General features: G+C 69.8%; 17 protein-coding genes. 9 read left to right on the plus strand and 8 right to left on the minus strand.

The features are described 5' to 3' along the window. Nucleotide 1 precedes the first annotated feature (1 nt). Nucleotides 2-1,327 (minus strand): cytochrome P450, encoded by a 1,326-nt coding sequence (locus QH290_RS27975; protein ID WP_280386144.1) that lies wholly within the window; start codon nt 1,325-1,327, stop codon nt 2-4. Between the two features lie 71 nt (nt 1,328-1,398). Further along, the gene (locus QH290_RS27980) at nt 1,399-2,529 is read right to left on the minus strand and encodes a serine hydrolase domain-containing protein (RefSeq protein WP_280386146.1); all 1,131 of its coding nucleotides are present in this window, start codon (nt 2,527-2,529) and stop codon (nt 1,399-1,401) included. A 145-nt stretch (nt 2,530-2,674) separates the two neighbouring features. On the opposite strand from QH290_RS27980, the gene QH290_RS27985 reads away from it, so the two are divergent. The 7 genes from QH290_RS27985 (at nt 2,675) to QH290_RS28015 (ending at nt 11,836) form a co-directional block, all read left to right on the plus strand. After that, nucleotides 2,675-3,286 carry a DUF308 domain-containing protein gene (locus tag QH290_RS27985; protein ID WP_280263339.1) on the plus strand — a complete coding sequence of 204 codons (612 nt, stop codon included), beginning with the start codon at nt 2,675-2,677 and terminating at the stop codon, nt 3,284-3,286. A gap of 146 nt (nt 3,287-3,432) precedes the next feature. Then, nucleotides 3,433-7,104: a nitrate reductase subunit alpha gene (locus QH290_RS27990; protein ID WP_280386148.1), complete on the plus strand. Its 3,672-nt coding sequence runs from the start codon at nt 3,433-3,435 to the stop codon at nt 7,102-7,104. Then, nucleotides 7,101-8,768 (plus strand): nitrate reductase subunit beta, encoded by a 1,668-nt coding sequence (narH, locus tag QH290_RS27995; RefSeq protein ID WP_280386150.1) that lies wholly within the window; start codon nt 7,101-7,103, stop codon nt 8,766-8,768. Before QH290_RS27990 ends, narH begins: the two co-directional genes overlap by 4 nt. Continuing rightward, nucleotides 8,765-9,403, plus strand: a complete 639-nt coding sequence (narJ, locus tag QH290_RS28000; protein WP_280386151.1) for a nitrate reductase molybdenum cofactor assembly chaperone — start codon at nt 8,765-8,767, stop codon at nt 9,401-9,403. Before narH ends, narJ begins: the two co-directional genes overlap by 4 nt. A gap of 2 nt (nt 9,404-9,405) precedes the next feature. After that, on the plus strand, nt 9,406-10,137 hold the full coding sequence (gene narI, locus QH290_RS28005; RefSeq protein WP_280386168.1) for a respiratory nitrate reductase subunit gamma: 732 nt from the start codon (nt 9,406-9,408) through the stop codon (nt 10,135-10,137). A gap of 137 nt (nt 10,138-10,274) precedes the next feature. Further along, nucleotides 10,275-11,030, plus strand: coding sequence for an FAD-binding oxidoreductase (locus QH290_RS28010; protein WP_280386153.1), 756 nt, complete (start codon nt 10,275-10,277; stop codon nt 11,028-11,030). After that, nucleotides 11,012-11,836 (plus strand): BBE domain-containing protein, encoded by an 825-nt coding sequence (locus QH290_RS28015; RefSeq protein ID WP_280386155.1) that lies wholly within the window; start codon nt 11,012-11,014, stop codon nt 11,834-11,836. The genes QH290_RS28010 and QH290_RS28015 overlap by 19 nt, the downstream gene beginning before the upstream one ends. A 16-nt stretch (nt 11,837-11,852) precedes the next feature. Here QH290_RS28015 and QH290_RS28020 read toward each other — a convergent pair whose 3' ends face one another. The 5 genes from QH290_RS28020 to QH290_RS28040 form a co-directional block, all read right to left on the minus strand. Continuing rightward, the gene (locus QH290_RS28020) at nt 11,853-12,473 is read right to left on the minus strand and encodes a hypothetical protein (protein ID WP_280386157.1); all 621 of its coding nucleotides are present in this window, start codon (nt 12,471-12,473) and stop codon (nt 11,853-11,855) included. 115 nt (nt 12,474-12,588) lie between these two features. Next, complete coding sequence (proS, locus tag QH290_RS28025) at nt 12,589-14,028, minus strand: proline--tRNA ligase (RefSeq protein WP_280386159.1); 1,440 nt, start codon at nt 14,026-14,028, stop codon at nt 12,589-12,591. A 19-nt stretch (nt 14,029-14,047) separates the two neighbouring features. Further along, entirely contained in the window at nt 14,048-14,914 is an 867-nt protein-coding gene (locus QH290_RS28030; protein WP_280386161.1) for an alpha/beta fold hydrolase, read from the minus strand. After that, nucleotides 14,911-15,507: a TetR/AcrR family transcriptional regulator gene (locus QH290_RS28035; protein WP_280266673.1), complete on the minus strand. Its 597-nt coding sequence runs from the start codon at nt 15,505-15,507 to the stop codon at nt 14,911-14,913. Before QH290_RS28035 ends, QH290_RS28030 begins: the two co-directional genes overlap by 4 nt. A gap of 113 nt (nt 15,508-15,620) precedes the next feature. Continuing rightward, nucleotides 15,621-16,571 carry a helix-turn-helix transcriptional regulator gene (locus tag QH290_RS28040; RefSeq protein WP_280386164.1) on the minus strand — a complete coding sequence of 317 codons (951 nt, stop codon included), beginning with the start codon at nt 16,569-16,571 and terminating at the stop codon, nt 15,621-15,623. A 62-nt stretch (nt 16,572-16,633) separates the two neighbouring features. Here QH290_RS28040 and QH290_RS37990 point away from each other — a divergent pair, with 62 nt between their 5' ends. Then, entirely contained in the window at nt 16,634-17,107 is a 474-nt protein-coding gene (locus tag QH290_RS37990; protein WP_342213772.1) for an epoxide hydrolase family protein, read from the plus strand. Between the two features lie 11 nt (nt 17,108-17,118). After that, on the plus strand, nt 17,119-17,769 hold the full coding sequence (locus tag QH290_RS37995) for a hypothetical protein (protein WP_342213773.1): 651 nt from the start codon (nt 17,119-17,121) through the stop codon (nt 17,767-17,769). A gap of 12 nt (nt 17,770-17,781) precedes the next feature. Here the strand turns inward: QH290_RS37995 and QH290_RS28050 are convergent, their stop codons facing one another. After that, nucleotides 17,782-18,624 carry a hypothetical protein gene (locus tag QH290_RS28050; protein WP_280386165.1) on the minus strand — a complete coding sequence of 281 codons (843 nt, stop codon included), beginning with the start codon at nt 18,622-18,624 and terminating at the stop codon, nt 17,782-17,784. Nucleotides 18,625-18,850 lie beyond the last annotated feature (226 nt).

Raw genomic sequence — 18,850 nt, forward strand, 5'->3', positions numbered from 1 at the left:
GTCAGGGGTGGAGGGTGTTGGCGGTCAGGGTTACTCGGGCGCCTTCGGCGGGGACGTTGGTGATGTTGCGGATGCGGCCGCGTTCGGTGGTGACGCCCGGTGGGAGCGAGAGGGTGTAGCGGGTGAGGATCTCGCGCAGGACGACGGTGCCTTCCATGAGGGAGAATCCGGCGCCGATGCAGCGGCGGACGCCGCCGCCGAAGGGGAGCCAGGTGTGGGCGGCGACGCTGCCGTCGAGGAAGCGCTCGGGGCGGAAGCGGTCGGCGTCGGGGTAGCTGTCGGGGCGCTGGTGGGCCAGCACGATCGAGGTCGCCACGACGGTGCCGGCGGGCAGGTCGAGGCCGCAGACGGTGCGGTCGCGGGTGAGGCGGCGGACCGCGCCACCGATCACCGGGCGCCGCCGCATCGCCTCCTTCAGCACCGCCTCCAGGTACTTGTCGTCGCCGTCGGTGGCCGCTCGGCGGGCCGTATCCTGCACCGCGGGGTTGGCGGCGAGTTCGTGGCATGCCCACGACAGGGCCGAGGCGGTGGTCTCGTGCCCGGCGAGCAGCAGCGTGACCAGTTGATCGCGCAGCTCCGCATCGGTGAGCGGGGTGTCGGCCGGATCCTCGCCGGAGCCGACCGCCAGCAGCCGCGACAGCACATCGGATCGCCGGTCCAGGTCGGGATGCGCACGGCGGCGGGCGATTTCGTCGTAGAGCAGTTCGTCGATGGCGATCTGGTTGTCGCGGAACCGTTTCCACGGGCCGATCCGCTGCAGCCGCGGATACCGCCAGGCGAAGAACACGATCGGGCTGATCTCGAGGACGCCGCGCAGCCGGGGCGCGAGTTCGTCGCGGCGGCGCTGGTCGGTCACCCCGAACACCACCTGCATGATGACCTCGAGGGTGAGATCGTTCATCCGGTCCAGGGCGGTGAGCGTGGATCCGGAGACCCAGCCGTCCACCTGCGCCTTGGCGATCGCCTCGACCAGTGCGCGATAGCCGCGCAGCGCGGAGCCGGTGAAGGCGGGCATGAGCAGGCGCCGGGCGCGGGCGTGCTCGGCCTCGTCGGTGAGCAGCAGCGAATGCTCGCCCAGGATCGCCCCGAGCACCCGGTTGCCTTCTCCCGCATGCATGTCCGCGGGATCACCGGCGAAGATCTCGCGAATGTGCTCCGGCCGGGAGAACACCACCTGGTGCTCGGCGTAGGGTGGCACCATCCGCAAGGTGAACACATCGCCGTAGCGGCGGGCGAGCGCGGTGAGGAAGGGGCCGCGCCGACGGGCGAACAGCACCGTCTGGACGGCTCTGGGCAACCGTGGTCCGGGCGGATAGACACTGGTCACGAGGAGATCCTTCCAGCCGTGCGGCACAGCGCGCGAAACGCTGTGCCTACCACGGTAACCCGCAGTCGCGGTCATGGGCACAGCGCGTGCCCGAGCATGCGCAGGGGATCGATCCGCTGCTCGGCCACGCTGCCGGTCGCCGAGATGGTCACCGCGCGGCCGCCGGAGGTCGCCCCGGAGATCGCGATGAAGCCGTCGATCCCGCCGTCGTGGCCGAGATACCTTATTCCGCAAGGAAGTTGGCCGTACATGAGGCCGAGCCCGTAGTACCGTCCGCGAGCGAACAGGTCCGAGCCCATCGGCACCCCGTCCAGCATCTCGCGCAGCCGGTCGGCGGGCACCACCTCGCCGCGATCCAGCGCGGTATAGAACCGATTGAGGTCCGCGCCGGTGGACACCAGGGCACCGGCCGCCCAGGGCACCGACGGCTCGATCCGGGTGACGTCGGTGCGGTAGCCGTCGATATCGGAATATCCCCTCGGGTGCGGATCGCGGAGGTCGAGTTCGCCGGTGGCGGGCAGGTAGGTGCCGGTGAGCTCGAGCGGCGTGAGAATCCGGGTGCGTAGTTCCTCGGCATAGGGGCGCCCGGTTATTCGCTCGACGAGGATCGCGGCGACGATGAAATTGGTATTGGTGTACTCGTACCGGCTGCCCGGAGCGAATTTCACGGGCCGCCGCAATGCGATGGCAACCTCTTCGTCCGGGGTGAAGGTGCGCCCCGATCTTCCGGCCCGGTATTCCTCGATCTCCGGATCCTCGGACACCTCCGGCAGTCCGCTGCGATGCTGCAGCAGCTGGCGCACCGTGATCGCGCGCCCGTCCACGCCGTCGCCGGTGAGCAGCCCGGGCAGGTAGGTATCGATCGGCTCGTCGAGCCGGATCCTGCCCTCGTCGACCACCTGCAGCACGATCGCCGCGACGAAGGTCTTGGCCACGCTGCCGACGCGGACGTGCTGGGGTCGATCGGCCGAAACGGGCTGTCCGGTACGGAGATCGGCGGTTCCGGCGGCCAGGGTCGTGGTCCGCCCGTCCTCGGTGAGGGTCGCCAGCGCCCCGACCGCCCCGATCCCCAGCAGGTCGTCGAGGTCGCCGCGCACGATCTCGGCCCGGGTGGCGGGCGCGGGCGCGGGATCGCCGGTATCTCCCGAGCAGGCGGCGACGGCCAGCACGACACATCCGATCAGCAGCAGGGGCGAGCGCATGGGCCGACCCTAGGCCGACCACCGCGCCGCCACATCCGGCAGAACCCCCAATTCGCCCCGGATTCGAATGCCCGATTTCCGCCCGACTCGGCCGTTCTGTCGCAAATCCATGGTTAATCGCGGGCACGGGCCATATCATTGCGCTATGCCTACTCTCCGAGTAGCGGGGCGCACCGACGTTTTCGCCGGTGACGCGTGGCTGGCGGCGCTGGCGATCGGGTGTGCGTCGGTGACTTTGGGGATCGTGATCCTGCTGTGGCCCGATAAATCGGTGCGGGTGGCGGGTCTGCTGTTCGGTCTGTGCCTGCTGCTGACGGCGCTGTGGCAGCTGACGATGGCGTTGCGGGCCCGCATCACCACCGGGCTGCGGATCCTGGAATTCGTCACCGCGCTGCTGACGCTGCTGCTGGCGGTCTGGTGCCTGCAGAGCGGCGACTGGGCGGCCATGCTGGCGCTGTGGGTGGGCATGGGGTGGGCGATCCACGGCATCGTGCAGGCCATCGTGGCGGTGTGGTGCGACGACCTGCCGCACGGCGGGCGCCGGGAACTGTACGGGGTGCTCACGCTGTTGGCGGGCGCCGTCGTGGTGGTCTGGCCGATCGAGACGGTGAGCGCGCTGTCGGGGCTGGTGGGTGTGGGCCTGATCGGGTTGGGCGCCATCGAGATTCACGGCTCGGTGCGTGTGGCGCGGTCCGCGGCGCAGGGGGAAACGGTCGGTGTGCACGGGCTGCTGCGCTCTGAACCGAGAATCGGCTAACGTGCGGCATCCGCCGCGGATTCGTCCGACAAATACCGTCCCGCGCGGCTGATCGCGGGTAACGTGCTGGGGGTTCGTGCGATTGGCGAGTCGATCGCGCGCCCTCCCGGGGACGCCGGTTGGCTGTTGTCGAGGGAGGCATGCGCATGGTGCAACTGGATGGCGAACTGACCGATGCGCTGATCCGCACGCGGCGGTACTTCACCCACGCGGATGTCTCACCGGATATGCGGACGCTGTACCGGATCGGCGGGCGCCAGGCCGACGAGTTCTACCGGGACCGCTGGTCACACGACAAGGTGGTGCGCTCGACCCACGGCGTGAACTGCACCGGATCGTGTTCGTGGAAGGTGTATGTCAAGGACGGCATCATCACCTGGGAGACCCAGCAGACCGACTACCCCTCGGTCGGCCCCGACCGTCCCGAATACGAGCCGCGCGGCTGCCCGCGCGGCGCGGCGTTCTCCTGGTACACGTATTCGCCGACCCGGGTGCGCTATCCCTACATCCGCGGCATGCTGCTCGAGCTGTACCGGCACGCCAAGGCGCGCACCGGGGATCCGGTGGCGGCGTGGGCGTCGATCGTCGAGGATCCGGACACGGCGAGGCGCTACAAGAGCCTGCGCGGCCGCGGCGGACTGGTCCGCGCGACCTGGGACGAGGCGGTGGAGCTGATCGCCGCCGCGCACGTGCACACGATCAAGACCTACGGTCCGGACCGGATCGCGGGCTTCTCACCGATCCCGGCGATGTCGATGGTGTCGTTCGCGGCCGGATCCCGGTTCGTGTCGCTGCTGGGCGGGGTGATGCTGTCGTTCTACGACTGGTACGCCGATCTGCCTGTGGCGTCGCCGCAGGTGTTCGGCGACCAGACCGACGTACCGGAGTCCGGGGACTGGTGGGACGCAGGCTATCTCGTCATGTGGGGGTCCAACGTGCCGGTCACCCGCACGCCCGACGCGCACTGGATGGCGGAGGCGCGCTACCGCGGCCAGAAGGTGGTGGCGGTCGCGCCCGACTACGCCGACAACGTGAAGTTCGCCGACGAGTGGCTGGCGCCGCATCCGGGCACCGACGGTGCGCTGGCGCTGGCGATGGGGCACGTGATCCTGCGGGAGTTCTTCGTCGACCGCGCCGAGCCGTACTTCCGCGACTACGTCAAGCGCTGCACCGACCTGCCCTTCCTGGTGCGGCTGGACGCCGAGGGCGAGGGCTATCGTCCCGGAAAGTTCCTCACCGCAGCCGATCTCGCCGATCATGCCGGGCAGCCGCACGCGGAGTTCAAGACGGTGGTGCTCGACGACGACGGAGAACCGGTGGTGCCCAACGGTTCTCTCGGCTTCCGCTACGGCGACGAGGGCGCGGGCAAGTGGAATCTCGAACTCGGACAGGCCAATCCGCTGCTGACCGTGTACGGCGGGGATGCGGTCGCCGTCCAGCTGTCGCGGTTCGACGCCCCGGACGGCGCCGCCCACCCGCTGTGGCGCGGGGTGCCCGTGCGCACCGTGGGCGGGCACCTGGTCACCACCGTCTACGACCTGATGCTGGCCCAGTACGGTGTGCACCGGCCGGGCCTGCCGGGCGAGTGGCCCACCGGCTACGACGATGCCGCCCAGCCCGGCACACCGGCCTGGCAGGAGACGATCACCGGGGTACCCGCCGCGGCCGCCGCCCGGATCGGCCGCGAATTCGCCGCCAACGCGGCCGAATCCCGGGGCCGGTCGATGATCATCCTGGGCGCGGGCACCAACCACTGGTTCCACTCCGACGCCATCTACCGCACCTTCCTCGCGCTGACCACGCTGACCGGCTGCCAGGGCGTGAACGGCGGCGGCTGGGCGCACTACGTCGGCCAGGAGAAATGCCGCCCGGTCACCGGGTGGGCGCAGGTCGCGAACGCGCTGGACTGGTCGCGGCCGCCGCGGCAGATGATCCAGACCGCCTACTGGTACCTGCATTCCGACCAGTTCCGCTACGACCCGTTCACCGCCGACACGCTCGCCGGTGTGGGCGCGGGCGGGAAGCTCGCGGGCCGCACCACCGCGGATCTGATCGCGCTGTCGGCGCGGCTGGGCTGGATGCCGTCGTATCCGAGCTTCGACCGCAATCCGCTGGACCTGGCCGACGAGGCGGAGCAGGCGGGCCTGCCGGTCGCCGACTACGTGGTGTCGGAGCTGAAGCTGGGGCGGCTGCGGTTCGCCTGCGAGGATCCCGATGCGCCGCAGAACTTTCCGCGCGTGCTCAGCGTGTGGCGATCGAACCTGCTGGGGTCCTCGGCGAAGGGCGACGAGTACTTCCTGAAGCACGTACTGGGCGCGAACTCGGCGCTGCGCGCGGAGGAGGCGCCGCCCAACGCGCGGCCCAGGGACGTGCGATGGCACGACCGGGCACCGTCCGGAAAGCTGGATCTGCTGCTGACCCTGGACTTCCGGATGACCAGCACCACCCTGTTCTCGGATGTGGTGCTGCCCGCGGCGACCTGGTACGAGAAGTACGACCTGTCGACCACCGATATGCATCCGTTCGTGCACTCGTTCTCGCCCGCCATCGCCCCGCCCTGGCAGGCCCGCACCGACTGGGATGCCTTCCACAGCATCGCGAAGGCGTTCAGCCGCTTGGCATTCGAGCATCTCGGTAAGCGCGCCGACGTGGTTGCCGCGCCGCTGCTGCACGACACCCCCGACGAGCTGGCCACCCCGCACGGCGTCGTGCGGGACTGGAAAGCCGGTGAGTGCGAACCGATTCCGGGCAAGACCATGCCGAAGCTGATCGCCGTGGACCGCGACTATCCCGCGGTGGCGGCGAAGATGGCGGCGCTGGGACCGCTGCTGGACACCCTCGGCGCGACCACCAAGGGCGTCACCTTCGACGTAGGGCGCGAAATCGAGTACCTGGCCGAGAAGAACGGCACCGTGCGCGGCGGACCCGCCGACGGCCGCCCGTCGCTGCTGCGCGATATCGATGCCTGCGAGGCGATCCTGGCGCTGTCGGGCACCACCAACGGCCGTCTCGCCACGCAGGGCTTCCGGAAACTGGAGGAGCGCACCGGAACCCGGCTGGCCGACCTCGCCGCCGAACACGAGGGCAAGCAGATCGCCTTCACCGACACCCAGGCCGCACCGGTTCCGGTGATCACCTCGCCCGAGTGGTCGGGCTCGGAATCGGGCGGGCGGCGATACTCCCCGTTCACCCTGAACGTGGAGCGGCACAAACCCTGGCACACCCTCACCGGGCGCCAGCACTTCTACCTCGACCACGACTGGATGGCCGAAGTGGGCGAACAGCTTCCGGTGTTCCGGCCGCCGCTGAACATGGCGGCGCTGTTCGCCGAGCCCGCGCTCGGTTCGACCGGCGAGCACGGGCTCACGCTGCGCTACCTGACCCCGCACTCGAAATGGTCGATCCACTCCGAGTACCAGGACAACCTGTTCATGCTGAGCCTGTCGCGCGGCGGCCCCACGATCTGGATGTCGAACCTGGATGCCGCGAAAATCGGTGTCGCGGACAATGATTGGATCGAGGCGGTGAACCGCAACGGTGTCGTGGTGGCCCGGGCGATCGTGTCGCACCGCATGCCGCAGGGCACCGTCTACATGCATCACGCGCAGGACCGCGTGATCGACGTGCCGATCGCCGAAACCTCCGGGCAGCGCGGCGGCATCCACAATTCGCTGACCCGGCTGCTGATCAAGCCCACCCACCTGATCGGCGGATACGCCCAATTGTCGTTCGCGTTCAACTATCTCGGCCCGACCGGCAACCAGCGCGACGAGATCACCGTGATCCGCCGCCGCGGCCAGGAGGTGCGGTACCGATGAAACCCATGGCGCAGATGGCGATGGTGATGAACCTCGACAAGTGCATCGGCTGCCACACCTGCTCGGTGACCTGCAAGCAGACCTGGACCAACCGCGCCGGGGTCGAGTACGTGTGGTTCAACAACGTGGAAACCCGTCCGGGGCAAGGATATCCGCGCACCTACGAGGATCAGAAGCGCTGGCGCGGCGGATGGACCCTGGATCGGCGCGGCCGGTTGACGCTGCGCGGCGGCGGGCGCTGGCGCAAGCTGTTCACGATCTTCGACAATCCGATCCTGCCGGAGCTGTCGGACTACTACGAGCCGTGGACCTACGACTACGACACCCTCACCAGCGCGCCGGTGCAGCAGCACACACCGGTGGCCCGGCCCAAGTCGCTGATCACCGGCCGCGACACCAAGGTCACCTGGTCGGCCAACTGGGACGACGACCTCGGCGGCGCACCGGAACTCGCCCGCAAGGATCCGCTGCTGGCGAGCCTGAACGAGAAGGTGCGCTTCGAGTTCGAGCACACCTTCATGTTCTACCTGCCGCGCATCTGCGAACACTGCCTCAACCCGTCGTGCATGGCGTCGTGCCCGTCCGGCGCGATCTACAAGCGCAGCGAGGACGGGATCGTGCTCGTCGATCAGGACAGGTGCCGCGGGTGGCGGATGTGCGTCTCCGGGTGCCCGTACAAGAAGGTGTTCTTCAACCACCGCACCGGCAAGGCCGAGAAATGCACCTTCTGCTTCCCGCGTGTCGAGGTGGGGCTGCCGACGGTGTGCGCGGAAACGTGCGTGGGGCGGCTGCGCTACATCGGGCTGATGCTCTACGACGCGGACAGGGTGCTCGATATCGCCGCGACGCCCGATGAGCGGGATCTGTATGCCGCGCAGCGCGATGCGTTCCTCGACCCGAACGATCCCGGCGTCGTCGCCGCATGCGAACGAGCCGGTATTCCGCGCGACTGGATCGAGGCCGCGCAGCGCTCCCCGGTCTACGCGCTGATCAACACCTACCGCGTGGCGCTGCCGCTGCATCCGGAATACCGGACGGTGCCCATGGTCTGGTACATCCCGCCGCTGTCGCCGGTGGTCGACGTGCTGCGCGAGACCGGCCACGACGCCGAGGAGCACGGCAACCTGTTCGCCGCCATCGAGGCGCTGCGCATCCCCGTCGAATATCTGGCGGAGCTGTTCACCGCCGGGGACGTGGAGCCGGTGCGGGCGGTGCTGCGCAAGCTCGCCGGAATGCGCAGCTATATGCGCGATATCAACCTCGGGCGCGACACCCGCCCGGAGATCGCCGCGAAGGTCGGCATGACCGAGCAACAGCTCTACGACATGTACCGGCTGCTGGCGCTCGCGAAATACGAGCAGCGCTACGTCATTCCGGCCGCGCACGCCGAACAGGCTCGGGGACTGGAGGAGTCGGCCACCGGCTGCAGCCTCGACTACGACGGCGGTCCGGGCATGGACGGCTGGGGCCCGTTCGGCGAGAGCTCCGGTCACGTGACACCCGTCGCGGTGGAGAACTTCCGGATGCTGCGCGATCGGCAGACCAGCGACACCGCCGCCGCCCCCGTGGGCAGATCGTCGCGTATCAACCTGCTCAATTGGGATGGGCGCGGACATCCCGAGGGACTGCTGCCGCCCAAGACCGAAGGGAGACACCGCAAATGAGCCCGAGTGCCGGGGAGCGGGCGGCGGCGTGGCAGGTGCAGTCGCTGCTGCTCGGCTACCCGGACGAGGTCCTGCTCGGCAGGCGCCCGCTGCTGCGACGGGCGGCCGCGGCCCTGCCCGCCGCGGTCGGGACACCCCTGCGGCCGGTGCTGGATTACCTCGACGGCACCGAACCGCTCACGCTCGCCACCGACTACGTCGACACCTTCGACCACCGCAAACGGTTCAGCCCCTACCTGACCTACTTCCTCTACGGCGACACCCGCAAGCGCGGGATGGCGCTGCTGCGGTTCAAGCAGGTCTACAAGGCGGCGGGGCTGGTGCTCGACGACGCGGAACTGCCCGACCACCTCGCCGTCGCGCTGGAGTTCGCCGCCGCGAATACCGAAGCGGGACACCGGCTGCTGGTCGAATATCGGGTGGGCGTGGAACTCATGCGGCTCGGGCTGCGCGAGGCGGGTTCACCCTGGGCGGGCGTCCTGGATTCGGTGAGCGCCACCCTGCCGCCGCTGCACGGCACCGACCGCGACGCGCTGGCCCGCCTGATCGCCGAGGGACCGCCCGGCGAGGAGGTCGGGCAGGAACCGTTCGCACCGCCGTCCTATCCGGGGGAACCGATCGGAGGCCGTCGATGACGCTGAGCGCCAAGGACATTCTGCTGTGGAGCGTCGTGCCGTACGCGGCGCTGGGGATCTGCCTGGTCGGGCACGTCTGGCGCTACCGCTACGACAAGTTCGGCTGGACCACTCGCTCCTCGCAGCTGTATGAGAACCGGCTGCTGCGGCTGGGAAGTCCGCTGTTCCACTACGGGATCGTGTTCGTCTTCCTCGGGCACGTGCTGGGGCTGGTGATCCCGGAGTCGTGGACCGAGGCGATCGGGATCGGCGAAAGCACCTATCACGCGGTGTCGTTCGCGCTCGGCACCGTCGCGGGGATCGCCGCCGTCGCGGGGTTGGCGATCCTGATCTATCGGCGGCGCACGGTCGGGCCGGTGTTCTCCGCGACCACCCGCAACGACAAGATCATGTACGTGCTGCTCGGCCTCACCCTCGCCCTGGGGCTCGGCACCACCCTGTTCTACACGCTGTCCGGGCGCGAGCACGACTACCGGCAGGACGTCTCGCCGTGGTTCCGCTCGATCTTCTACTTCCACCCCGAGCCCGAGCTGATGGTGCACGCGCCGCTGGGCTTCCAGCTGCACGCGCTCGCCGCGTGCGCGCTGTTCGCCTTCTGGCCCTTCAGCCGCCTCGTGCACGTGTGGTCCGCGCCGGTCGGATATCTGACCCGGCCCTACATCGTGTATCGCAGCCGCGACGAGTCGCTGGGCACGCACGAACCGCCGCGCGGGTGGGAACACGTGGGGCAGTAGGCGATCGTCCCGGCGGCGTGCGCTGCACGAGATCTCGCTACTCGAGAGCTACCGTCGAGGGTGGTGTACATGTGCCGAAACCGTCCGGTCGGGGGTGCAGCAGGGTGCCGTTGTCGCGTCGAGGATTGCTGGCTTGCGTGGTCGCCGGTGGTGCCGCGGGTGCGCTCGGCAGACCGGTGGCGCGAGCGGCCGAACCGGCGGTGGTGGCGCCGGGTGAGGCCGACTACGCGCGGCTGACCCTGCGCGGATACAACCGGCGATTCGTGGCGCAGCCCCGGCGGATTCACCTGCCGGGCACGACCGCCGAGGTGCGCGAGGCGGTGGCGCGGGCCGTGCGGGAGCGGCTGCCGGTCGGGGTGCGCTCGGGCGGGCACTGCTTCGACGACTTCGTCGACAATGCGAACACCCGGGCCCTGATCGATCTGGAGCGGCTGACCGAGGTCGGCTGGGACCAGCGGTATCGCGCATTCTCCGTGGCCGCCGGGGCCGAGCTGAGCACCGTGTACGACCGGCTGGGCCGGTGGGGAGTGACCATTCCGGGCGGCATCTGCAAGGGCGTCGGCGCGGGCGGGCATATCAGCGGCGGCGGCTACGGGCCGCTGTCGCGGCGGCACGGACTCGTCGCCGACCACCTGTACGGGGTGGAGATGGTCGCCGTCGATGCGCGCGGTGAGGCATCGGTGGTGGTCGCGACCAGAGACGGCCCGCATCGGGACCTGTGGTGGGCCCACACCGGCGGGGGCGGCGGCAATTTCGGTGTCGTGACGCGCTTTCTGCTGCGCTCACCCGACGCCGACGGCGGGGCTCCCCGGCCGGGGGGGCCCCCGCCGCCGGGGGCGACCCGGGCCCGGCGCGGCCGCGGCCGCCGGAACAGATGCTGTCGGCGCGGCTGATCCTCCCGCTCACCACCGAGGAAACCTTCGTGCGGTTCCTCGGCAACTACCTGGATTTCTTTGCGCGCCACCGGGAACCGGGCAACCGGTTCGCCGGACTGTATGCCCCGCTGAGCGTGCACCCGATCGCCGACGGGTCCACCGAGGTGCTCATCCTGATCGATGCCACCGAGCCCGGCGCGCAGGCGCGGCTCGACGAATTCGTCGCCCATCTCGGCGCCGGTGTCGTTCCCGCGCCGTTGCTGATGCCGCCCGGCCGCGACTCGTACGCGGGCACCGTGGCACACGTGTATTACGCGAAGGCGCCGATGCCGCCGCGCGTACAGATCAAGGCCGCGTACCTGCGCCAGCCGTACTCGCCCGAACAACTGCGCCTGTGCTACCGCCGCATGGCCGAATTGCGGCCCGACGATGAATCGGTGCTCGAATTCCTGCCGTTCGGCGGCGCCGTCAACGCCGTCGCCCCCGACGCCACCGCCATGCCCGCGCGCGACTCGTTCATGAAGATGCTCATTCACGCGGCGTGGCGCACGCCCGAGGACGACGCCCGCCACGTGGCGTGGGCCCGGCGGATGTACCGCGATCTGTACGCGTCCACCGGCGGCGTGCCGGTGCCCGACGCACGCAACGGCGGCAGCTACATCAACTATCCGGATCCGGATCTCGCCGACCCGCAATGGAATACGTCCGGGCTGCCCTGGCACGCCTTCTACTACGGTGCGAGCTATCCGAGGCTGCAGCGGGTGAAGGCCGACTGGGACCCGAATGATGTCTTCCACCACCGGCTTTCGGTCGAGCTGCCGTGAACCGGCGGATGCGATGCTACTGCTGCGGCCACTGGGGTGGCGGCTGCTGACCCGGGTATCCGGCGGGCGGCTGCCCGGGGGCCATCGGCGGTTGCGGCCATCCGGCGGCCGGAGGCTGCGGCCTGCCGCCCGCGGCCCCCGGCTGCCCGCTCTGGCCCGATGCCGTCATCAGCAGCGCGACGACGGCCAGCAGCACGAACAGCAGGGCGGGAATCGACAGCCAGCCGCCGTCGCCCCAGGGGCTGATGCTGCTGCTGCGGGAACTCTGATCGATGGCGTTGAGGACGTAGCTCAGATTGCCGAGCAGGAGCATGCCCGCGGCGAGTGCGGCGAGCAGGCGGCCGACGGGCTTGCCGCCGGTGAGCAGCAGGATCGCGCCGACGACCGCGAGCAGGACCGTCACCGCGATGTCCAGGTCGCCCCAGAACAGTTTGCTGTACTCGGCGTAGAACCAGATCCGGCGGGCGAGGTACAGCACCGCCGACAGCACCAGCATGGCGGCCGCCAGCGGACCGGCGGCGCCGCCGCCGGTGCGCGGCGGCACCTGATAGCCCGCAACCGGTTGCCCGACGGGAGCGCCCGGCGCCCATCCCGGTCCTGGCTGGTTCGGCGGTCCGGGCTGGAACGGTTGGGCCATCGCGTACAACTCCCTTGATCTTCGAAACACGACTCGACGCAGCCTAAGTGATCGCGGCGTATCGGGCTGTCCGGGCGCCATTCCCAGCGCGTGAAGCGAGGCAGCCGATCCCGCGTCAGTAGGCCCGGCCGAAGATCACGCGTTTGCCGTAGGCCGATGCGGCGCCGCAGCGTACGCAGGTGCCGGTCGCCGGTGCGCCCGCCAGGGGGATGCAGCGCGGGGTGGCGGCGGTGACGGATTTGATGTCGTCCTCGCAGGGCGGTTGCCCGCAGTGCAGGGCCGAGGCCCAGCCGGTGGCGACCGCGTCGGCGAAATCCGGCCAGTCGTCGACGGTTCGGGTGTGGGTATCGCGGAATTCGGTGGCGCGCGCGAGCAGGAAGGACTGGAAATCGTCCAGGATGCCCTGCATCGTCTCGGGCAGGGAGTCCAGCGGCACGGATTGCTTGCCGTCGCCGCCCAGGCGCCTGACCATCATCGCGGTGCCCGCCTCGAGGTCCCGGGGGCCGAGCTCGAGCCGGATCGGGACACCGCGCATCTCCCACTCGTTGTATTTGAATCCGGGGCTGAGCTGGGGGCGGTTGTCGACGTGGGTGCGCACCCCGGCCGCCCGCAGCCGCCGCGCCAGGTCGTCGGCGGCCTGCTCGACCGCCGCGTTGCCGCCGCGCGTGATCGACACGATCACCACCTGATACGGCGCGAGGCGCGGCGGGAACACCAGCCCCTTGTCGTCGCCGTGGGTCATCACGATGCCGCCGATCATCCGGGTGCTCATGCCCCAGGATGTGGTGTGGCACAGCTCGTCCCGGCCGGACTCGCCGGTGTAGCGGATGCCGAAGGCGGCGGCGAAATTGGTGCCCATATAGTGCGACGTGCCCGCCTGCAGCGCGCGGCCGTCGCGCATCATGCCCTCGATGGTGAAGGTGGCGACCGCTCCGGCGAAGCGCTCGCCCGGTGTCTTCTCACCCGGCACCACCGGCATCGCGGCCAGATCCCGCGCCACCTCGTGATAGATCTCGAGCCCGAGCATGGTTTCGCGGCGGGCGTCGGCCTCGTCCGCGTGCGCGGTGTGGCCCTCCTGCCACAGGAATTCGGTGGTGCGCAGGAACATTCGCGGCCGCAGCTCCCACCGCACCACATTCGACCACTGATTGAGCAGCAGCGGCAGGTCCCGGTGCGAGCTGATCCACTTGCTCATCATCTCGCCGATCACCGTCTCCGACGTCGGCCGCACCACCAGCGACTCTTCGAGTTCCTTACCACCGGCGTGCGTGACGACCGCCAGCTCCGGCGAGAACCCCTCGACGTGTTCGGCCTCACGGCCCAGATAGCTCTCCGGGATCAGCAGCGGGAAGTAGGCGTTCTCGTGGCCGGTGTCCTTGATGCGGCGGTCGAGCTCGGACTGCAACTGCTCCCACAGCCGGTACCCGTACGGTCGGATGACCATCGTGCCCTTGGCCGGGCCTCGGTCGACGAGGCCGGCCTTGAAGACCACCTCGTTGTACCAGGCAGCGAAGTCCTCACTCTGGGCGGTCACACCGCGCTCGTCCCGTGCCATGCCCACAGACAGTACTGGGCTACCTCGGCATTTCCGAAAAAGCGCCACCGATCGGCACCATATCGATCAGCTGCTGTGCGAATTCGGCTGCCTCGGTGCGCATTCCGTTGTGGGCGCCGGGGAATTCGGTGAGCCGCAGCCCCAGCCGATCGGCGATCACGGCCGCCGGGCGGTAGGGCAGATGCCCCCGTGATTCGATCCCCGCCGCGAGGACCAGGCGATCCCGGACCGCTTCCAGTGCCCTGTAATCCGGTGTGTACGAGGTGAACTCGCGCAGCTCGTGCGCCATCATGATCGGCCCGTTGGCGGCCAGCCGGGCCCACATCTCGGCGGTGCGCGGCGCCGGTTCGGCGGGCTCGGGTGCGGCCTTCATGGCGCCGCCGATCGCCGCCAGGAACCGGGCCGAGGCCGCCGCCACACCCTCGGTCCGGAACAGCGCGTACACCTCCTCGATCATGGCGCGCTGCTCGGCGGCATCGGGAAGCACGGCGAAGCAGGGCGGTTCGTGCGCCACCAGGGTGCGCACGCGGTCGGGGTGGCGCGCCAGCAGGTCCAGGCCCACGATGGCGCCGCTGCTGCTGCCGACGACGACGGCCGGTGCGTCGCTGAGGTGGGTGAGCAGCCGGTAGGCGTCGTCGCTCTGGACCGCGACGTGCTGGTCCTCGGGCACGCCGCCGTCGAGTGTGCTGCGTGAGTAGCCGCGCGGATCCACGGCGACCACGGTGAAATGCCGCGCGAGCGGCTCGGCCATGCCGTCGAAGACACCGGCGTCGCCACCGCCGCCGGGAATCAGCAGCAGCAGCGGTCCGGCGCCGCGCGTTTCGTAGTACAGCCGCGCCCCGGGCACTCGCAGGGTCGCCGATCGCGGAGTCGTCTCGGATCTCATCGGGAGCCGCCCTTCTTCGTCGCGTGTGACGGCCACTGCGACAGCGTCAGGTGCAGGGCGTCGAGAATGTTTCGCCAACTGGTGTCGGTCGGGCGCGAATGCGCGAATCCGCCGGACCCCTCGAGGGTGGCGAAACCGTGAAAGGTGCTGCGCAGCAGGCGGCCCGCATCGGTCAGCTCGGGTTCGGCGAGGCCGTAGGCCCGCAGCATGGCGCCGGTGAGTTCGACACTGCGCAGCAGCGCGGGCTCGTCGCCGACCTCGGCCGGATCCATCCGGATCTGGGTCGCCGCGTAGCGGCCCGGATGTTCGAGCGCGTAGGCGCGGTAGGCGTCGGCGAAGGCGATCAGCGCGTCCTTGCCGGCGCGGCCCGCGACGGCGGCACCGATGCGTTCGTTGAGTTCGGCACCGGCCAGCAGGGCCACGCGCACCCGCAGATCGTGCAGGTTGCGCACGTGCGAGTACAGGCTGGGGTCCTTCACGCCGAATCTGCGGGCGACGGCCGACAGCGTGAGGTTGTCGAATCCGATGTCGTCGGCGAGTTCGGCGGCGGCCCGGGCGATCCGGTCCGCGGTCAATCCGGCACGGGGCGACATGCCCACCTCCTTCCTATGCCGATTAGGTTAAAACCTAACTTGGTTAGGAGTCAAGCGGGCCGTCGGAAGTATGGTCAGATGGTCCGCGCACCGTTGATCATGTGCACAAGCTGTCACTCGGTCGCGGCGAGACACCGATTGCCCAGGGCGCGAACGGCTTCGACCAGCTCGGGTGGTCCGGTGACGGTGAAATCGACATCCAGCGAGGTGATCATCCAGCTCAGCGCCCACGGCGAATCCGCCCCGATGTGCAGCAGGCAGTGACTGTCGTCGACCGCCTCGAGGACGCCCATGCCCGGCCAGATGGTCTCGGCGAGTTCCGCGGCGGGGCGGTGCAGCGTCACCGTCGCCCGCCACGACCATGCCTCGTCCGACAGCCGGTTCGACAGGTAGTCGACGACATCGCCGCCGGGGAGCTCGCGCGGGGTGAAACGCGGGCCGGTCGGGATCTTCGGGCGGAGCCGGTCGACCCGGAACGACCGCCAATCCTCGCGGGCGACATCCCAGGCGACCAGATACCAGTGCCTGCTGAAGTTCACCACCGCCATCGGCTCGGTATCGCGAACCGATTGCCGCCCACCGTGATCGGTGTAGTCGAACCGCAGCCGCTCGCGCCGGTCGCAGGCCTCGGAGATGGCGATCAGCACCTCGGGGTCGACGCGCGGGGCGGTCCCGCCCACCCGCACCATCGATCGCTGCAGGGTGGTGAGCCGATGCCGCAGCCGCGACGGCAGCACCTGCTCGAGCTTCGCCAGCGATCGGAGCGAGGCCTGTTCGATCCCGGCCACCGTGCCGCCCGCGACCGTGCGCAGCCCGACGGCCACCGCGAGCGCCTCCTCGTCGTCGAGCAGCAGCGGCGGCAACGCCGATCCGGCGCCGAGCCGATATCCGGCGACGCCGCGCACGGCGTGCACCGGATAGCCGAGTTCGCGCAGCCGATCGATATCGCGCCGCACCGTGCGGACGGTCACGCCCAGCCGGTCGGCGAGGTCGGCGCCCGGCCAGTCGCGATGTTCCTGCAGCAGCGACAGGATGCGCAGCAGGCGAGCGGAGGTTTCCAACATGTCCGCCAGCATGCCATCCGATTAGGACCGGAGCTGACCTAACCGGTTCGTAGGTTCGGGGCATGACGAACTTCGAACCCTTCCGGATCGACATCGCGCAGCGCGATATCGACGATCTCGCCGCGCGCCTGGCCGCCGCCCGCTGGCCCGCCGAAGTGCCGGGCGTCGGCTGGGACTACGGCATCCCGACCTCCTACGTGCGCGAACTCGCCGACTACTGGCGCACCGGCTACGACTGGCGGCGGCACGAGGCGGCGCTGAACGCGCTGCCGCAGTACCTCGCCGACATCGACGGGCAGCGGCTGCACTTCACCCACGTGCGCTCGGCCGAGTCCGGCGCCCTGCCGCTGGTGCTGGTGCACGGCTGGCCGTTCGAGGACTTCCGGGAGGTGATCGGCCCGCTGACCGACCCGGTCGCGCACGGCGGCGAGGCGGCCGACGCGTTCGATCTCGTGATACCGACCCTGCCGGATTCGGATTCTCCGGTCCGACCCGCGCGCCGGGCCAGGCCGCCACCGAGCGGTCGGCCGAGCTGATCGCCAAGCTCATGGCGCGGCTGGGCTACGAGCGCTACGGGGCGCAGGGCGGCGACGCGGGATCGTTCGTCGCGCCCCAGCTCGGCCGCATCGACGGCGACCACGTCGCGGGCGTCCATCTCAACGACCCGATCACGATCCCGGCCTGGGACGACGACGGCTCCGGATACAGCGCGGCCGACCAGGACAAGCTGGCGCGGCTGCAGGACTGGAGCAGCCAGGACACCTCGGGATATGCGGGCATCCACGCCACCCGGCCCCAGACACTGGCGCCCGCGGTGAACGATTCCCCCGCGGGCCTGCTGGCATGGGTGCTCGACGTCGTGCACACCTACATGAACCCGGACAAGGAACTGCCCGACGACGCGATCGACCGCGACATGCTGCTCACCGACCTGAGCGTGCTGTGGTTCACCGGCACGATCGGCTCATCGATGTTGCTGTACAAGGAATCTCGGCAGTGGGGCGCCGACCTGCCGAACTCCGGCGTGCCCACCGGGGTCGCGATATTCCCCGGCGGCGACACCATCCGCGGCGTCGCCGAGAAGCAGCACACCGTCGTGCACTGGTCCGAATTCGACCGCGGCGGCCACTTCGCCGCGATGGAGGCCCCGGACCTGCTCGTCACCGACCTGCGCGAGTTCTTCCGCAAGCTGCGCTAGGCACCGCGTCGCTCAGGTCGCCAGGAAGGTCTGGATGGCGTCGTCGCAGGTGAGGTGATTGGTGCCGACGCTGACGTCGATCGCCGGGTAGTTTCTGCGGACGGCGTCGGCGATATCGGAGAGCCGGTCGGCCACGACGGCGGGGTCGCGCAGCGACTGCTGCCCCAAGCCCTGGAAGCCGGGGAAGCCGTCGGCCACCAATATCGCGTCCGGGTTGGCGATGATGTTGTCGTAGGTCTGGAATTCCACGCTGAGGATCTTGGAGGTGTCGACGCGGCCCGGGGTGGTGTAGACACGGTCGCTGACCCCTTCGACGAAGGCGGCCGCCGAGTGCCCGTCGGCGGCCATGGGGTGCACGCGGATACGGCTGGCGTCGATACCCAGGACCATGCCCGCGGGATGGAACCGCATCGTGGCGTCGCGGACATCGGTCCAGCTCGTGATCGTTCCGTACACGCCCGCGATGTCCTCGCCGTCGGTCAGGTAGACGACCTCTCCCGCGGAACTGTGCGACGCCGTGCGGATGTAGCCTTCCGCGGCGGCTTCCTCTCCGCGATAGGCCTTGGGAAACACCTGATCGACCTGCCACAGGCGTGCTCCGTTGTAGAACCGATCCGGTTGCGCGAACCCGGATTCCGGCAGCGGGCGCGGGAACGACGGGTCACCGGTGTCGAAGGTGGGGCCACGAAACCCCTTGTCGGCGTTGCGGAACTCTTCGACCGCATTCTCGGTCAGGCGAGCGAAGGGCCTGATGCCGTGTTCGGCGTCGGCTCTGGTCAGTCGCGCGATGCGGCTGCTCAACCTGCGGGCGGCCTGCAGAGCTGCCCGCGCGATCTCATCGGATCGGTTCAGCAAGGCGACGCCCTAGGCCGAGCGGGCGAGCCGGTCGAGTCCGATCGATGAGCAGGGCATGACCGCGAGCGTAGCGGGTGGAGTTCCCCGCTCGGCGCTGAGCGTGGCCCCGGGGGGGAGGACACCCGGGGCCGGGGGGGAGGAGAGGGCGGAAAAACGTTGGGGGGGGTGCCGGTGGAGCGACGGGGGGGGGGGGGGGGCGCGGAACAAGGGGGGCCGCGGGGGGGGG

The organism is Nocardia wallacei, from assembly GCF_029869545.1.
In the GTDB taxonomy this organism is placed as follows: Bacteria; Actinomycetota; Actinomycetes; order Mycobacteriales; family Mycobacteriaceae; genus Nocardia; species Nocardia wallacei_A.

What these genes read in the sequence shown, in the direction of transcription:
- QH290_RS37995 (WP_342213773.1), top strand. Translation starts at nt 17,119, where the DNA reads ATGGCGCGGCTGGGCTACGAGCGCTACGGGGCGCAGGGCGGCGACGCG.
- QH290_RS28020 (WP_280386157.1), bottom strand. Translation starts at nt 12,473, where the DNA reads ATGGCCCAACCGTTCCAGCCCGGACCGCCGAACCAGCCAGGACCGGGA.
- proS (WP_280386159.1), bottom strand. Translation starts at nt 14,028, where the DNA reads ATGGCACGGGACGAGCGCGGTGTGACCGCCCAGAGTGAGGACTTCGCT.
- QH290_RS27985 (WP_280263339.1), top strand. Translation starts at nt 2,675, where the DNA reads ATGCCTACTCTCCGAGTAGCGGGGCGCACCGACGTTTTCGCCGGTGAC.
- QH290_RS28030 (WP_280386161.1), bottom strand. Translation starts at nt 14,914, where the DNA reads ATGAGATCCGAGACGACTCCGCGATCGGCGACCCTGCGAGTGCCCGGG.
- narH (WP_280386150.1), top strand. Translation starts at nt 7,101, where the DNA reads ATGAAACCCATGGCGCAGATGGCGATGGTGATGAACCTCGACAAGTGC.
- QH290_RS37990 (WP_342213772.1), top strand. Translation starts at nt 16,634, where the DNA reads ATGACGAACTTCGAACCCTTCCGGATCGACATCGCGCAGCGCGATATC.
- QH290_RS27990 (WP_280386148.1), top strand. Translation starts at nt 3,433, where the DNA reads ATGGTGCAACTGGATGGCGAACTGACCGATGCGCTGATCCGCACGCGG.
- narJ (WP_280386151.1), top strand. Translation starts at nt 8,765, where the DNA reads ATGAGCCCGAGTGCCGGGGAGCGGGCGGCGGCGTGGCAGGTGCAGTCG.
- QH290_RS28015 (WP_280386155.1), top strand. Translation starts at nt 11,012, where the DNA reads ATGCTGTCGGCGCGGCTGATCCTCCCGCTCACCACCGAGGAAACCTTC.
- QH290_RS28040 (WP_280386164.1), bottom strand. Translation starts at nt 16,571, where the DNA reads ATGTTGGAAACCTCCGCTCGCCTGCTGCGCATCCTGTCGCTGCTGCAG.
- QH290_RS27980 (WP_280386146.1), bottom strand. Translation starts at nt 2,529, where the DNA reads ATGCGCTCGCCCCTGCTGCTGATCGGATGTGTCGTGCTGGCCGTCGCC.
- QH290_RS28035 (WP_280266673.1), bottom strand. Translation starts at nt 15,507, where the DNA reads ATGTCGCCCCGTGCCGGATTGACCGCGGACCGGATCGCCCGGGCCGCC.